Origin of the sequence: Lactococcus garvieae subsp. garvieae, assembly GCF_029024465.1 — a bacterium.
Lineage (GTDB): Bacteria > Bacillota > Bacilli > Lactobacillales > Streptococcaceae > Lactococcus > Lactococcus garvieae.
In genome coordinates, this window is the sequence record NZ_CP118950.1 from 1,148,983 (window position 1) to 1,162,962 (window position 13,980).

The window sequence follows — 13,980 nt, forward strand, 5'->3', positions numbered from 1 at the left end:
AAGTCACCTAATATTTCACGCGCAATGGTCGTACTAAAATGGCCATAATCGAGAGGACTATAATGCCAACACAAATGCCAACAGTAACAAGATTAACTTGGCCAGGCGCATTTAACACGTTGATTGGAGAGAGCAAACTGAGGGGCAACCATTCGGAAATATCACTCAGTGTCTGAATGATCGAACTCACTACCATCAGTACAATTGTAGAAACAACTGCTAGAAATGCCTTCCGTGTCCAAACAGTAACAGCACTGCCAAATATGACCAAGGTAAGTAGAGCTAGGCTTTGAACCAAACTCGACGAGAGTACCCTGCTCAACTCAATTTCAGGAAAGAAAACCCAGGTTACATATGTGGCACTTGCCACACCTACCAAGTTACTCACTAGAGTGACTAAAAAGGCAAGGAAAAGCTTAGGCGTCCATAGGATAATCGAATTCCGGGCTACGGTTGAATAATAAAGCCCGAGTGAACTCTCCTTTTTCAACTTAAAAGTATCCGCAGTAAAGTAAACCAAAACAAAAAGGCCAATCTGAGAAATATTACTAAAATACGACTCCATCAAAGCTTTCCAATTGGGGTCTGGCATGAGAATAATCGTCCCTTCTGTCCCTCCAAAAGTTGCAAGAAATTCCTTCATATAATAAATCAAAACGGGTGAGGTAATGCCAAAAAAAGCAAATAAAAAGAAAAGAATGAGGAGACGGCTATTGCGCCACCACATTTTCGTTTCCAAAAGAATTAATCTTCTCACTGTTCTCCTCCTGTAATTGCACGCTCAAAAGCCATCTCAAGACTGTTGCTTGTAGCACGATAAGTACTTATTTTTTGCCCAATATCCGGGAAAATTTGTAGTAGTTTCTCTGTGTACTCACTCTTAATCATCAATTTCCCCGTAATTTCAGGATAGAATTCAATATCATTTACCTGAAGAATATCCATGACTTCCTGTTTGACTAGTTCACTTTTAATCTCTAATTCTGCAAACTCGTCCATCTGGCTGCTTTCAATGAACTGATAAAGTGTGCCTTGAAAAATAAGTTCGCCATGATTTAAAACAAGGAGGCGATCGGCAATGTTTTCAATATCTGCGAGAAGATGACTGGAAACAACCACCGTTTTTTCCTGTGATACTTTAGTAATCAGTTGCAAAATCTCAATGCGACCAATAGGATCTAGAGCACTTGTTGGTTCGTCTAGAAATATCAAAACTGGATCAAGTAAGAGCGCAACTGCAATTCCCAAACGTTGCTTCATCCCCCGTGAATAGCCCCCAACTTTCTTATTGGGATACTCTGACAAACCGACTTTTTCGAGGGTTGCCTCAATTTGTTGAGGATCTTCTGCTTTTTCGTTCAAGGCGCAACTTTGTTGCAATACCTCTGTTGCGGTAAGGTAGGCAGGAAATTCAGGTGTGTCCGGACAATAGGCCAAAGCTTGATTGGCAAGCTTAATTTCACCCTGACTCGCTTTATGTTGTCCTAAAATCGCATGAATTAAGGTTGTCTTTCCTGCACCATTAGGGCCAATCAAACCAATGATACCCGGATCTGCACTGATTGAGCACGTCACGTTTTTTAAAGCATCAAAATTGCCGAAAGAAACCGTCAAGTCTTCTATTTCAATGATTTTATTCATATGTGTCCCTTCCTACAATAAAATAAAGAATTCCGCCTAAGGGAATCGAAATGATACAGACAAGGGCCCAAGCCCATTTTGGCAGGTGTTTAACATGCGCACTTTTAAAAATACTGTAAAAGCAAGCCCCTAAATAGAGACAAGCCAGTAGAATCAATGGAACAATGATACGGATATCCATTTTGTACACTCCATTCTTTACCTTTTAAAATTCATCTTCATCAATTTTTTGAATTTCACGCAACTGTGTTGTTAAGTGTTGATCAGACGCGTATTCTGCTAAAAGCTCATCGATCAACTGGTTGCGCACCACATAATTAGAAAAAAGATGCAACTTCTCCTCATAGCCTTCTAATACTTTTTCTGTCCGCTTAATATTATCATATACAGCTTGACGACTAACATTAAATTCCTCAGCAATCTCAGCTAAGCTATAATTATCCGCATAGTAAAGTTCAATATAATTCATCTGTTTATCCGTCAAAAGTGTCGCATAGAACTCAAACAAGGTGTTCATACGATTTGTTTTTTCGATTTCCATAATTTCCTAATATTCTAAGAAAACAACTGATTTTTTAATCTTTGTTTTCATCCTTTTTCATAACTTAATTGTCCGTTATCTTTTATAATTTTATCATAATTATCGTTATAATCATAAGGACATCTTTCCAGATTTTAGGCTTTGTTTTCAGATAAAAGCTTGTTATAATAGAGGAATGAAAAAGATTTTAATTGCGGATGATGATCGTTCGATTTTAACCTTACTTTCTTATAATTTTAGACAGAGCGATTTTGAAGTTACAACTGTCAGTGATGGCAAACAAGCTCTGGATAAGGCTAAGAGAAATCATTACGATTTAATTTTGCTGGATTTAATGATGCCCGAACTCTCTGGTATTGAAGTAACGGAAATTTTGCGAAAAAAGCAAAATTTTACACCTATTTTGATACTCACCGCGCGTGATGACGAAGAAATGAAACTGACTGGTCTTAATTCAGGTTCAGATGAATACTTGGACAAAGCAACACCTATGAAAGAAATTATTGTCCGAGTAAATGCGCTCATTCGACGCCACCAGCACTATAATAAAACGATTGAAAACGAAAAATCCGCGGAAAAATCTGGTATTAAATTTGACCGATTGGAGCTTGATTTCACTAAAAAAGTTTGTATCTTTGATGGACAACCTTTAGAGCTAACTAAACGTGAATTTGAAATTTTAGAACTTTTAATTGAGCGCTCAGGCGATGTGATTTCGCGTGAAGAATTGCTGCAGCACTTTTGGGGGATTTCTTCCGCTGCCGAAACGCGAACTATTGATGTTTTAATCAGTAAAATTCGTAAAAAGTTAGACAATCAATTTATAAAAACAAAACGAGGATTTGGGTACTACTTCTCTGATGAAAAAGATTAAGCTAAAAAATATTGTCCTCTCGACAATCATTTATCTTGTTGCGACTGTGATTCTGCTTGTTTTTCTCAACATTCAGATTCTAAAAACAGATACTAATCGTGTCTTGCACACCATTGATACTACGAAAACGCTCCTCGCAGAAAATCCAAATTCTGCGCTTCCTAACAAGTTTCAGTATCTTCCTGCAGGTACACACAACCAGGAGACCGCAAAGATTGAAGAGGGCGCAGACTATGCACAATCTGTTAGCCGTCACTCTATTGAAATTACAAGCCCTATCCGTGTTGACGGTGTGATAACAGGTTACCTTCACGCTGAAGACAGTCGCACTTCACCTTGGTTTACCAACATGATGGTCGGTGGCTTTGCTTTGATTGTTTACCTTGCCTGTGCTTCTTACGTTTTTGTTCATGCCAGACGTAATTATCTTTTCACTCAAGATATTGTCGCTAAAATCAAAAACATCGAACGTAGCCCTCTCACGCAGAGTTATTTGATGAGCGAAAACGATGATAAAGTAACTCTAGCGCTAAATTCTCTGGGCGAATACATCCAAAATCAAATTTTATCGCACAGTGAAAAGAAAGAGAATATTTACGAATTCATTGAACTGTTCCAATTTCCTATTTTCATTTACAATGCTAAAGGAAAAATTCGTAAAACAAACGCTTCGTTTAAAAATGAATTTGCGGATACACACAACCTTGATATTTTCAGCCCTTATGCTGACTTTTTGAGTTTCTTAGTGGATAAGATGCTTAATCCGACAACACAAGAGAAGAACTTTTACTTTGAGAACATTAATGCTTATTATCAAGTACGTATCTCGCCTTTACCAGACTTGGACAACCGCTTCTTGGTTACTTTACTTGATATAACAGCATTTAAGCGAACACTAAATGCCCATAATGAACTGATTGCTAATGTCAGTCACGAACTGAAGACACCTTTAACTTCAATTAAAGGATTTGCTGAGTTACTGAAAGATGACACACTTTCTGAAGCAGACCGTCATGAGTTTTCCCACATTATCAGTAAAGAAAGCTCACGCTTGATTGCACTCGTTCAAGACACGCTTCTTTTAACCAAACAAAATATTCATATCGACAAGAAGAAAATTAATCTTGCCACACTTGTCGAGGAGATTTTAAACACTTCACAACCCTTGCTTGATGAAAAGCACTTGTCACTTCAGACAGATATTGCTCCCATCTCTCAAGTTACCAACCGTCAGATGGTTCATAGCATTTTTGAAAATTTAATTGAAAATGCGATTAAATACACGGATGATTATGGAAAAATCTACGTTGGCCTCCATCAAAACAAGAAAAAAGTTGTTTTCACCGTCACAGATAACGGTCCTGGTTTAACAGAAATTGAAAAATCACGTATTTTTGAACGTTTCTACCGTGTAGATGAAAGCCGTACCCAAGTCACAGGAACTGGTCTAGGCTTGTCTATCGTGGACAAAAACGTCCGAGAACTTCAAGGACACATCGAGGTAATCAGCGTTCCGGGTAAAGGAACGACATTTACTGTTACTTTATAAACAGAAAAAAGACTTCTATAAAGAGAGTCTTTTTTCTTTTTAACGTTCCAAATAAAACTCAAATCGATCCCCAACATACTGAGACAGGACGTACTCAAATGCGCGACCATCGGCCAAATAAGAAATTTGGGTAAGGCCTAAAATAGCATCGCCTGACTTAATCTTAAGATATTCAGCAACTTCGGTACTGACTTTTTTAGCGGAAATAATCTGCTGACTACGCTCAATTTCATAGCCTGCTTGTGTCAGTGTGTTAAAAAAGTTAGAGGTAATATTTTTCTTTTCAAAAGATTTTACCACATCATAAGGAATACTTGCAACTTCATAACAGATGGGGACTTGATCTGCATAGCGCACACGTTCCATCCGGATAATCGTTTGTTCTTTCGAAATTTCCAGCTTCTCGCACTCGACTTCGTTAGGCAAAGTTTTGAGGTAACTTAAAACTTCAGTTGACGGTGTTTTTCCCTGCGCAGTAATAATTTCTGTAAAGGAGGTTGTGCCCCGCATCTTTTCACGCACCCGACGACTAGCAACATACGTCCCACTCCCCACACGGCGTTCCAAGATTCCTTCCTCGACAAGTGATGTTACTGCTTGCCGCGCAGTCATTCGACTTACGCCAAAGCGCTCAGCTAAATCTCGTTCACTCGGCAGCCGTTCACCAATCTTCCAAACTGCTTTTTCAACTTCTTCTTTGATTGCATCATGAATTCTTATATAATTTGGAACATTGCTTCTTTGCATGGTGTCTCCCTCTGCCTTGTTTTTTTATTATTATATACCAATTTCAAATAAAAAACCAGCTATAATAGCTGATTTATATAATTGGTATAATTATTTTGCAGGGACTGTGATCTCACCATTGATGATTTTTTCTTTAGCAGTTTCAACAGCTTTCCATGCTTCATCGGAAGTATTGTTACGTGCGAGAGCTACACCTGAGTTTTTCAAGTCGTACTTAAGAATTTCACCACCAGGGAATTTGTTGTCTTTAGTTTTGTTTGAAACGTCTTTGACAACATTACCTACTTCTTTAAGTGTAGAAGCTAATACGAAGTTAGAGTCTTTACCATCTTTAGATTTAAAGTCACCTTCAGATTCTTGGTCACGGTCTACACCGATAACCCAAACTTTGTCTGCTTCGTTCTTTGTTTCGTTAAGGACACGTGCTTCTGTGAATACACCAGTACCTACACCACCAGCTGCTTGATAGATAATATCTGCGCCGCCAGAGTACATTGCTGAAGCGATGGTTTTCCCTTTACCTGCATCGCTAAATGAACCTGCATATTGCACATCTACTTTGATGTTTGGATTAACAGATTTAACACCTTCTTGGAAACCAACTTGGAAGGCTGTGATTATATCTGATGCAATCCCTCCGATGAATCCAACATGGTCAGTTTTTGTCGTTTTGGCTGCTGCAACACCGGCAAGATAAGCTGATTCTTGGTCAGCAAATGTTGCTGAAACAACGTTTTCTTGATTTTCAATCACAGAGTCAATAATTGCAAATTTAGTGTCTGGATTATTTTTAGCAGCTTGTGAAGTTGCTTCTTGGAGGCCGAATCCAATACCGAAAACTAAGTCATATCCACCAGATACAGCTGAGTTGAAGTTCGCTGTGTAGTCAGAAGCTGAGTTAGATTGGAAATAGTTGATACCTTTACCTCTTGAAAGGTTGTTTTCTTTACCCCATGCTTGCAAACCTTCCCAAGCTGATTGGTTGAATGAACGGTCATCAACACCACCAGTATCGGTAATCATCGCTACATTGAGATCTGTTTTGGCTTCACCACCTGAAGCTGCGTCACGTCCACGGCATCCTGCCAGAACTGCTACTGATGCAAGTGCAAGAGCACCAACTGCGAAAATACGTTTATTCATGGAAACGTTTTCCTCCAAATTTAAAAATTTTTAAAACTCTCGCAAGTAAGAGTTTTTATGTATAAGTTTATTTTAAGATATTTTGCATATTAATTCAAGCCAAAAACAAAGATGTGGCATTTATCCACATCTTTGTTCGGAAATAGCTTTTTTTCTGTCAATTTTAGAATTTTATTCCAGTTCTTTAAAGGAATAAGGCAACAATTGCCCCACTGATGTCTCTTTAACTTCCCCCATTTTTGAAAGAAGATAAACCGGCATATCAGCCTCACAAAATTCAGAGACGACTTGACGGCATGCCCCACAAGGACTGATTGGAGCAGCCGTTTCTCCATAAATATACAGACTTGAAAATTCCAAATGATCTTCGGACACAGCCTTAAAAATAGCTGTTCTCTCCGCGCAATTGCTCAAGCCAAAGCTCGCATTCTCAATATTACATCCTTGATAAACTTTACCATCCGTAGTGACTAGCGCTGCACCCACAGGAAAATTGGAATAAGGGACATAAGCATGACTGCTTGCTTCGCGTGCTGCTTCAATGAGTTCTTTAGTAGCTGGCATTGGCAGTTTCACCTTCCATGATTGCGACACCTGAAGAACAGCCCAAGCGGTTTGCACCAGCTTCAATCATGGCTTTGGCATCTTCAAGATTACGGATACCGCCTGAAGCTTTGACACCCATATCTGGTCCAACGGTTTCACGCATCAATTTTACATCTTCAACTTTGGCACCAGCTGTTGAAAAGCCTGTTGATGTCTTAACAAAATCAGCGCCCGCACGTTGTGCAGCTTGACAAGCTTTGACTTTTTCTTCATCTGTCAAAAGACTTGTTTCGATAATAACTTTAAGGATACGACCATCCTTAACGGCATTAACTGCTGCAATATCACTTTCCACTAAGTCCCATTTTCCGTCTTTAGCTGCACCAATATTAATCACCATATCTACTTCGTCTGCACCTTTTTTGATAGCATCTGTGGCTTCAAAGGCTTTGACTTCTGAAGTATTTGCTCCGAGAGGGAAACCGATAACTGTACATACTTTTGAAACTTCATCTTTAAGTTGTTCAGCAGCAAAAGCTACCCAAGTTGGATTGATACACACACTAGCAAATTCGTATTTTTTTGCTTCATCAATGATAGCTTGAACTTTTTCTTGTGTGGCATCTGCTTTGAGGATTGTGTGGTCAATGTATTGATTGATTTTCATTTTTAGGTCTTCTCCTAGTTATTATTTATTATGCGAACTTTTAAGTACGCTTTAGTTGTGAACGTTAAAATCTATTTGGGCTTGCGACTTTTAAGGTAAAGCATACCAATAATCGTATAAACCGAGATAAAGATAAGGATAAAAAGTGTAACTTTAAGCAGCGTATTCTGGGCCCAAAGATTCATTCCAATTGCGCCAAGTATAGCGGCTGTTACACTTTGGAGTGCTTTTATTCCGTTAGGAATAGGGGGAAGTTCATTTTTCATCAGCGAATAATTTCCAAAATTTCAGGTGCATGAACTTGCTGGTCAGAAATTTCGATATTGTTCTTAAACTCCGCAATCAAATCGGAAGAAATGGCACGATTGCTATAAAGTGTAGCAATAAGATCACCTTTTTGGACGGGGTCACCCACTTTTTTCGCGAGGTTAATACCTGCTTCAAAATCGATTGTATCTGTCTTGGTCGCTCTTCCAGCTCCTAGCTTCATCGCAACAATACCGACACCCATTGCTTTTTCTTGTGAGATATAACCTTCACGGTCAGCATAGATCTCAACAGTATGTGCCACATTTAATTCTGCAGTCAAATGCTTAAAAGCTGTTGCATCTCCGTGTTGTGCTTCACACATAGCAAGGAATTTAGCATAAGCTTTACCATTATCAAGGTTTTCGATGATTTCTGGAACAGTTTTTTCTACACCTGCTAACGCAAGCATAATTTGAGCCAGTTCCGCGATAAAGTGACGGAATGCCGACGTACCTTTTCCATTTAGCGTATTCACGGCTTCCGTAATTTCATTACGATTACCAATAGCATGTCCTAACGGCTGGTTCATATTGGTCAAAACTGCTACTGTTTCACGTCCAACAGCCTTCCCTAAGTCTACCATCGTGCGGGCTAAGAGGCGCGCATCTTCGATATTTTTCATAAAAGCACCATCGCCGACAGTTACATCAAGCAAAATAGCATTTGAGCCAGAAGCAATTTTCTTAGACATGATAGAACTTGCAATCAATGGAATAATATCAACTGTGGCTGTCACATCCCGAAGTGCATAGAGAAGTTTGTCTGCTTTTACCAACTCATCAGACTGACCAATCACAGCGATTCCTGAATTCTTTACTTGGGCAATAAAGTCTTCTTCTGTTTTTTCAATTTCAAAGCCGGGAATAGACTCTAACTTGTCTAAGGTTCCACCGGTATGTCCCAAACCACGGCCGGACATTTTAGCGACAGGGACATCAAAGCTGGCTACTAAAGGTGCTAAAATAATCGTTACTTTATCACCTACACCCCCTGTAGAATGTTTGTCTACCTTCACACCAGGAATGGCTGACAAATCAAATTCTTTACCTGAGGCAACCATGGCCATGGTCAAGTTGGCTGTTTCTTCTGTCGTCATACCTTTAAAATAAATCGCCATAGCTAGTGCTGCCATTTGGTAATCCGGAACTTCGCCCGTTGCATAACCAGAGATAAGCCAATCGATTTCAGCCTTCTCAAAGTGGCCGCCATCACGTTTTTTTTGAATCAGGTCTACCATTCTGTAGGTCATAGTTTCTCCTTATAACTTCTTAAAATGTAATATCCTTTATCTTTAGCGACAATCTCGCAATTGCCAAAGACATCCTTCATTTTCTTTTGTGCACTCGGTGCTCCCTGTTTTTTCTGAATAACGATCGTTAAATGCCCGTCATCATTTAAATGCTCATAGGCGTCGGATAAAATAGTGTGCACCACTTCTTTCCCCGCACGAATAGGGGGATTAGAAATAATAGCATCAAACTTTCCTTCAACATTATCATATATGTTTGATAAAAAAATATCATTGACTTCTATATTATTTTTATCTGCATTTTTCTTAGCTAAATCAAGGGCACGACTATTTACATCGACAAGTGTGGCTTTCAAACCATATTTTTTTGCTAAAGTTAAAGCCAGTGTACCATAGCCACAACCGACATCAAGCAAAGTTTTTGCTCCTTCTGGTTGAAAATTATCGAGTAAAACACATGAACCATAATCAATAGCGTTTTTAGAAAATACACCTGCATCGGTCAGGAAGTGGAGGGAGAGCCCCAAAAGTTCAACCGATAGTTCCTGCACATCATGTGCTAAATCTCGGTTGTCTTCATAATACATATTTGTTTTTACCATTACAGTTTATTTTATCACAAAATATTTCATTTTTTCTGGGAAAACCTTTACAAATAGAAAGGAACCATTAGAAAACCCTTACATTCTAATCTTGTTTTTTTCCAGAGTGTTAGAGCTTCCTCCTTTAGATACTGCTTACGTTTGGAGTACATTTCTATAATTTTATAAAGTTAATCTTGACCTTAGAACAAGTCTCTAAACACAGCCTACAAGCAAAATGTGCTAAAATATCCTTATGAATAAATTCATCAATTATGATGAAATTTCGCGAGAAACTTGGCAAAATCTCTACCTTTCTTCAATCGTGCCTTTGACAAATAAGGAGCTCGATGCCATTCGTTCACTCAATGATGAAATTTCACTCCAAGACGTTATCGATGTATACTTGCCTTTAATTTATCTGGTCCGCCTCTATAAGAAAAATATTGAGGATTTAAGCTTTTCAAAAGGTTTATTTTTACAAAAAATTGTTAAAACACCACCATTAATTATTGGAATCTCTGGTTCTGTTGCAGTTGGAAAATCAACCGCGGCGCGCCTTGTTCAACTTCTTTTGTCCCGTGAATTTAAAAAATTAAGTGTGGAGCTCGTGACAACCGATGGCTTTCTTTATCCTACAGCCGTCTTAGAAGAGCGCAACATGTTAGAACGCAAAGGATTCCCGGAAAGCTATGACATGGAGCACCTCTTGAACTTTCTTTACCGCGTAAAGAACGGTGAAACATGTGAGATTCCGATTTATTCCCACGAAAATTACGATATCCTCAAAGATCAAACCCAAACGATTGATCAACCTGACATCTTAATTGTTGAAGGGATAAATGTTCTCCAAAATCCACAGAGCGAGCATCTCTATGTCAGTGATTTTTATGATTTTTCTATCTATGTGGATGCAGATGAAGCGGTGATTGAAAGATGGTATCTGGAGCGTTTTGACAGTCTGCTCAAGCTTGCCGAAAATGACCCCCATAATTATTATCACCAATTTACAAAAATGCCTTACGATGAAGTGATGCAGCTGGCTCGTCAGACTTGGGCCAATACCAATCTGCCTAATTTACGTGACTACATTGAGCCCACACGAAATCGCGCGGAAGTCATCTTGCACAAAACAGAGAATCATTACATTGATAAAATTTATTTGAAAAAGTTTTGAAAAAGCATAACATTAATTTACTCTTTAATTAAAAATGCTGTATTTTTGTATCAAACGTTTTTATAATCTGTTCTTTTATGATAAAATATTTTAATATTAATTTTTAGGAGGCCCACTTGTCTGATAAACAACTTGAAAAAATTATCGTTCTTGACTATGGTAGTCAATATAATCAATTGATTGCGCGTCGCATTCGTGAAATCTGTGTTTTCTCAGAGCTGATGAGTCATAAAGTCACAGCTCAAGAAATCCGTGAAATAAACCCTTTGGGGATTGTACTTTCTGGGGGTCCTAACTCTGTTTACGACGAAGGTTCATTTGATATTGATCCTGAAATTTTTGAACTTGGATTGCCTATTTTAGGTATCTGCTATGGTATGCAACTCATCAGTCACAAATTAGGTGGTAAAGTTGAGAGTGCTTCTGAAAGCGAGTATGGTGTTGCACCAATCGAGCTTAAAGCAAAATCTGAACTTTTCGCTCATACTCCTGAAACACAAGATGTTCTCATGAGCCATGGTGACCGCGTTGTTGAAATCCCTGAAGGCTTCCATGTGGTTGCTACTTCTCCAAATAGCCCATTTGCAGCGGTTGAAAATACAGAACGTCACATTTACGGTATTCAATTCCACCCTGAAGTTCGTCACTCTGTATACGGAACAGATATGCTCCGCAACTTTGCTTTAAACATTTGTGGTGCTAAAGGTGATTGGTCAATGGAGAGCTTCATTGACATGCAAATTGAAAAAATCCGCGAACAAGTGGGAGACAAAAAAGTCTTGCTTGGTCTCTCTGGTGGTGTAGACTCATCTGTAGTTGGTGTGCTCTTACAACGTGCTATCGGTGACCAATTGACTTCAATCTTCGTGGACCACGGTTTCCTCCGTAAAGGCGAAGGCGATCAAGTAATGAACATGTTGGGAGACAAATTCGGCTTAAATATCATTCGTGTTAATGCTGAAGAACGTTTCATGAATAAGTTAGCTGGTGTGTCTGATCCAGAGAAAAAACGTAAAATCATCGGTAACGAATTTGTTTACGTCTTTGATGATGAAGCTTCTAAACTTAAAGATGTTAAATTCCTTGCTCAAGGTACACTTTATACAGATGTCATCGAGTCAGGAACAGATACTGCTCAAACGATCAAATCACACCACAATGTTGGTGGCTTGCCTGAAGACATGCAGTTCGAATTGATCGAACCTTTAAACACCCTTTTCAAAGACGAAGTTCGTGCCCTTGGTACAGAGCTTGGTATGCCTGATGAGATCGTATGGCGCCAACCCTTCCCAGGACCTGGTCTTGCCATTCGTGTTATGGGTGACTTGACACCTGAGAAAATTGCGGTTGTCCGTGATTCAGATGCCATTCTTCGTGAAGAAATCGCTGCTGCTGGCTTAGACCGTGATGTATGGCAATATTTCACTGTTAATACTGGCGTTCGTTCAGTTGGTGTAATGGGCGATATCCGTACTTATGACTATACACTCGCTATCCGTGCGATCACTTCTATCGATGGTATGACAGCTGAGTTTGCTAAACTCCCATGGGATGTTTTACAAAAGATTTCAGTACGTATCGTTAATGAGGTGGACCACATCAACCGCGTCGTCTACGATATTACCTCTAAACCACCTGCAACTGTTGAGTGGGAATAATACCTAGGTAAAATAACTAAAATAAAAACAAAAAATCGCTCTATTGAGCGGTTTTTATTTTGTCTAAATCGTTAAAAAACACTAACTTTGAAAAAATTTGGCACCTTCAAAGTATTACTTTTAAATTTTTCACATAAAATAATCCCCCAGCCTTATTGCTGAGGGATAGAGTTTATTATTTTTTACACTGTTATTATAACATCAAGAAAGCGTTATCGCAAGTGTTAAATAATTTTATTTCATCTAAAGAATTAACGCAAGTTAACTTAAGCTTTTTCAAGCTCAAACAGTGGGTTTTTAGGGATTTCTTGCTTTTTAACTTCTTTCCAGCTCAAAACTCCTTTTTTCTTATTGGTTACGACTTTCAAATAGTCATAGTGCTTTAAACTATATTGCGCCGTAAGCTTTATTTCTTGCGATTTTCCTTTTTCATCAAATCCGATGACGGAATATTTATATTTTGTAACGTGACCATTATCCGATTTTTTCATTTCAATTTTTTCGTCTTCTTGAATTTTAACGAATAAATTCTTGCCACCATGCTCTGAATTATGCCATATAGAATTTCCAATTATTAAAACTATGATTGCAACCAGGCCAAATACAACTCTTTTCATTATAAAATCCTTTTACTTATTTTTCCTGTAAAAACTATTATATAATGCTTCGCCCTTTTTTTTAAGGAAAACGACTCAGAATTCAGAAAAAAATTTTTATAAGAAAAAAAGCTCTCCCAAGAAGAGCTTTTTTCTTACTTATTTGACAACCATAACGTTACAACGCGCATGATCAATAACATATGCTGTTGTAGAACCGACCAATAAACGGTCAAAGGCTCCTTTACCAGTAACACCAATAACGATCAAATCAATATCATTGGATTGCGCAAAATCAACGATTTCTTTTTTGGGTGACCCTTCCACACGATATGCCTTAAACTCTACCTGTTTCTTGATAATCTCAGAAGCTCTTTCAATGATTGCCCGTGATTGCTCTTCTAAATTTTCAAGAATAAGTGGTACACCGTAAGCTGAACCATAAAGTCTCACATCATCTTTGACATTCAAAACAAATAGCGATGTTTCATTACGTGCTGCAATTTTTACAGCTTCACGTACTGCTTTATCAGATTGTTCTGAACCATCAACAGCTACCAGAATGTTTTTGTATTTTTCTCTCATAAAAAGCCTCCCTTTTCTGAAATTATCAATTTAATTCCTCTATAATTATATTTTAAATTAAAAAGAGAGAAAAAGATAATAATATGGTTGGAAAATTAAAGAAAAATTTAGTTTCTA

The 13,980-nt window shown here is 38.3% G+C and carries 17 protein-coding genes; 4 read left to right on the forward strand and 13 right to left on the reverse strand.

Features of this window, described 5'->3' with window-relative positions; translation table 11 throughout:
• Nucleotides 1-7: 7 nt before the first annotated feature.
• From PYW30_RS05715 to PYW30_RS05730, 4 genes are read right to left on the reverse strand one after another with little or no spacing between them, the layout of a single operon-like run.
• Entirely contained in the window at nt 8-757 is a 750-nt protein-coding gene (locus tag PYW30_RS05715; protein ID WP_014024936.1) for a hypothetical protein, read from the reverse strand.
• Complete coding sequence (locus tag PYW30_RS05720) at nt 754-1,641, reverse strand: ABC transporter ATP-binding protein (protein ID WP_042218321.1); 888 nt, start codon at nt 1,639-1,641, stop codon at nt 754-756. The genes PYW30_RS05715 and PYW30_RS05720 overlap by 4 nt, the downstream gene beginning before the upstream one ends.
• Complete coding sequence (locus PYW30_RS05725; RefSeq protein ID WP_017370945.1) at nt 1,634-1,822, reverse strand: PLDc N-terminal domain-containing protein; 189 nt, start codon at nt 1,820-1,822, stop codon at nt 1,634-1,636. The genes PYW30_RS05720 and PYW30_RS05725 overlap by 8 nt, the downstream gene beginning before the upstream one ends.
• Before the next feature lie 24 nt (nt 1,823-1,846).
• A complete protein-coding gene (locus PYW30_RS05730; RefSeq protein WP_004256834.1) occupies nt 1,847-2,182 on the reverse strand; it encodes a putative DNA-binding protein in 336 nt (111 codons plus the stop codon).
• Between the two features lie 175 nt (nt 2,183-2,357).
• Between PYW30_RS05730 and PYW30_RS05735 the strand changes: the two genes are divergently transcribed.
• Nucleotides 2,358-3,056, forward strand: a complete 699-nt coding sequence (locus tag PYW30_RS05735) for a response regulator transcription factor (protein ID WP_004256833.1) — start codon at nt 2,358-2,360, stop codon at nt 3,054-3,056.
• Complete coding sequence (locus tag PYW30_RS05740; RefSeq protein WP_014024938.1) at nt 3,025-4,605, forward strand: sensor histidine kinase; 1,581 nt, start codon at nt 3,025-3,027, stop codon at nt 4,603-4,605. Before PYW30_RS05735 ends, PYW30_RS05740 begins: the two co-directional genes overlap by 32 nt.
• A 39-nt stretch (nt 4,606-4,644) precedes the next feature.
• Here PYW30_RS05740 and PYW30_RS05745 read toward each other — a convergent pair whose 3' ends face one another.
• From PYW30_RS05745 to PYW30_RS05775, 7 genes are all read right to left on the reverse strand, one after another.
• Nucleotides 4,645-5,352: a GntR family transcriptional regulator gene (locus tag PYW30_RS05745; RefSeq protein ID WP_004256827.1), complete on the reverse strand. Its 708-nt coding sequence runs from the start codon at nt 5,350-5,352 to the stop codon at nt 4,645-4,647.
• 90 nt (nt 5,353-5,442) lie between these two features.
• The gene (locus tag PYW30_RS05750) at nt 5,443-6,495 is read right to left on the reverse strand and encodes a BMP family lipoprotein (RefSeq protein WP_004256823.1); all 1,053 of its coding nucleotides are present in this window, start codon (nt 6,493-6,495) and stop codon (nt 5,443-5,445) included.
• Nucleotides 6,496-6,666: 171 nt separating this feature from the next.
• Nucleotides 6,667-7,059: a cytidine deaminase gene (locus PYW30_RS05755; RefSeq protein WP_004256817.1), complete on the reverse strand. Its 393-nt coding sequence runs from the start codon at nt 7,057-7,059 to the stop codon at nt 6,667-6,669.
• The gene (deoC, locus tag PYW30_RS05760) at nt 7,046-7,708 is read right to left on the reverse strand and encodes a deoxyribose-phosphate aldolase (RefSeq protein ID WP_004256814.1); all 663 of its coding nucleotides are present in this window, start codon (nt 7,706-7,708) and stop codon (nt 7,046-7,048) included. Before deoC ends, PYW30_RS05755 begins: the two co-directional genes overlap by 14 nt.
• Before the next feature lie 71 nt (nt 7,709-7,779).
• A complete protein-coding gene (locus tag PYW30_RS05765; RefSeq protein ID WP_004256810.1) occupies nt 7,780-7,974 on the reverse strand; it encodes a hypothetical protein in 195 nt (64 codons plus the stop codon).
• Nucleotides 7,974-9,266: a pyrimidine-nucleoside phosphorylase gene (locus PYW30_RS05770; protein WP_042218325.1), complete on the reverse strand. Its 1,293-nt coding sequence runs from the start codon at nt 9,264-9,266 to the stop codon at nt 7,974-7,976. The genes PYW30_RS05765 and PYW30_RS05770 overlap by 1 nt, the downstream gene beginning before the upstream one ends.
• A complete protein-coding gene (locus tag PYW30_RS05775) occupies nt 9,263-9,868 on the reverse strand; it encodes a class I SAM-dependent methyltransferase (protein ID WP_042218327.1) in 606 nt (201 codons plus the stop codon). The genes PYW30_RS05770 and PYW30_RS05775 overlap by 4 nt, the downstream gene beginning before the upstream one ends.
• A gap of 235 nt (nt 9,869-10,103) precedes the next feature.
• Between PYW30_RS05775 and coaA the strand changes: the two genes are divergently transcribed.
• Nucleotides 10,104-11,024, forward strand: a complete 921-nt coding sequence (coaA, locus tag PYW30_RS05780; RefSeq protein ID WP_014024944.1) for a type I pantothenate kinase — start codon at nt 10,104-10,106, stop codon at nt 11,022-11,024.
• 116 nt (nt 11,025-11,140) lie between these two features.
• The gene (gene guaA / locus PYW30_RS05785) at nt 11,141-12,682 is read left to right on the forward strand and encodes a glutamine-hydrolyzing GMP synthase (protein WP_042218330.1); all 1,542 of its coding nucleotides are present in this window, start codon (nt 11,141-11,143) and stop codon (nt 12,680-12,682) included.
• A 266-nt stretch (nt 12,683-12,948) separates the two neighbouring features.
• Here the strand turns inward: guaA and PYW30_RS05790 are convergent, their stop codons facing one another.
• Nucleotides 12,949-13,299: a YxeA family protein gene (locus PYW30_RS05790; protein ID WP_042218332.1), complete on the reverse strand. Its 351-nt coding sequence runs from the start codon at nt 13,297-13,299 to the stop codon at nt 12,949-12,951.
• Nucleotides 13,300-13,437: 138 nt separating this feature from the next.
• Nucleotides 13,438-13,863 (reverse strand): universal stress protein, encoded by a 426-nt coding sequence (locus tag PYW30_RS05795; RefSeq protein ID WP_042218335.1) that lies wholly within the window; start codon nt 13,861-13,863, stop codon nt 13,438-13,440.
• Nucleotides 13,864-13,980: the final 117 nt, after the last annotated feature.